This window comes from Actinoplanes italicus (assembly GCF_003001815.1).
Lineage (GTDB): Bacteria > Actinomycetota > Actinomycetes > Mycobacteriales > Micromonosporaceae > Actinoplanes > Actinoplanes italicus.
This window is the reverse complement of record NZ_PVMZ01000065.1, coordinates 1-1,405: the sequence shown is the minus strand read 5'-3', so window position 1 is coordinate 1,405 and position 1,405 is coordinate 1. Positions and strand designations below refer to the sequence as shown.

Genomic DNA, 1,405 nt, shown 5'->3' with positions numbered 1-1,405 from the left:
GTTCACCGATCACCGTGAGGCGGTGCCGGGGGATCGCCGCACCAGCGCGGGTCCGGTTCGGATCTGGAATTCCCGTGCGGACTGGGTGGTTCACCCGGAGCGAACCCATCCGGCGCTGGTCAGTGACGAGGACTTCACCGCGGTCCAGGAGACCACCACCCGATCGACACCTGAGAACGATGAGCGGCGCCGGTACGCGCTGACCGGTCTGCTGATCTGTGGGGTCTGCGGGCGGCGACTGTCGGGGCATTGGGTGAACGGCCGGGCCGGGTACCGCTGCCGCCACGGGCACACCAGCGCCCAACCCGCCGCCGAGAATGCCCCACGCTGGGTGTACCGGTCCGAAACACGCCTGGTGCAGGATCTGATCGCGGCGGACCCGGAGCTGGCCGGTCTGGCGGATGCCGGCGATGTCGCGGCGTATCTAAAGGCGCGGGACCTGGTGGTCGTCTGCGGTCACGGCACTTTGGTGATCGAGGATACCGCTGGCGAGCCGGCGAAGCGCCCCGTCAGCGAAGCCGAGAAGGCGGGCGGAATCCCCAGTGAGAGCTCGGTGCCGACCGAGTCGTCGGTGGGAGAGGGTGATACCTCCGGCGCGGCGCCGACGGCGTCGGTCGAGCCGGAAGCGGTGAAGCGAATGCCGTCGCCGAACCGGCGGAACTTCAAGAATGGGCAGGTAGCAGGAAACCCCATTCGATCTTGCGGCGAGCGCATTGATCGATATGGGGTTTAACGTGTCCGAGCCTCATCTGACGATGAGGATTTCAAGTGCACTTGAGCAGGCATTTCGTCGCAGCCGTGCGGCGGCAGGGAGTCGCTGACTGTAGTGGGCGATCGGCGTGGTGAGGGCGATTCCGCTACCCGCGCTGGTGCCGCGGATGAAGGACGGGGACCGCGAAGGGCAGCGCCGGGAGTCGGTCCGGCGGGCGGCGGTGAGCCGGAAGCCGTTGCCGTTGCCGGAGGCGCCGCCGCCTCCGCGCCGGGATGCGGTTTTCGGGATGTGCGCGCTGGACGACAAGGGCCGTATCTCCGATGCGAGGGTCATGGCGGCGCTGGGCTGGGAGGCCGGCCGGCGGGTGACGTTCACGGTCGCGCATGGAGTGATCCTGATCGACGCGGACGATGCCGGCGGGCAGGCGGTCTGCGGGCGGGGGTGTTTACGCCTGCCGGTGGGGTTGCGTCGGGCGGTCGGTATCGGGTTGAGGGAACGGGTGCTGCTTGCGGCTCTGTTGGAGCCGCGTCGGTTGGTGGTGCATCCGATGGTGCAGCTGGATCGCTGGTCGCTGCCGGTGCATGTCGCGGTGCTGGGTGGTGAGTCGTGACGGCGGCGCGGGTGCGGCCGGAGGTGGTCGAGGCGGCGCGGATGCTGCTGGATCAGATGGGCATCACCGCCGAGGCCCTGCTG

General features: G+C 69.0%; 2 protein-coding genes. Both read left to right on the top strand.

Annotated features, from left to right (window positions below):
• Window positions 1-733: recombinase zinc ribbon domain-containing protein (locus tag CLV67_RS50805; protein WP_211304180.1), on the top strand; the 733-nt coding region annotated here is incomplete at its 5' end.
• A gap of 145 nt (window positions 734-878) precedes the next feature.
• Window positions 879-1,322 (top strand): hypothetical protein, encoded by a 444-nt coding sequence (locus CLV67_RS50800; RefSeq protein WP_146169677.1) that lies wholly within the window; start codon window positions 879-881, stop codon window positions 1,320-1,322.
• Window positions 1,323-1,405 lie beyond the last annotated feature (83 nt).

What these genes read in the sequence shown, in the direction of transcription:
- CLV67_RS50800 (WP_146169677.1), top strand. Translation starts at nt 879, where the DNA reads ATGAAGGACGGGGACCGCGAAGGGCAGCGCCGGGAGTCGGTCCGGCGG.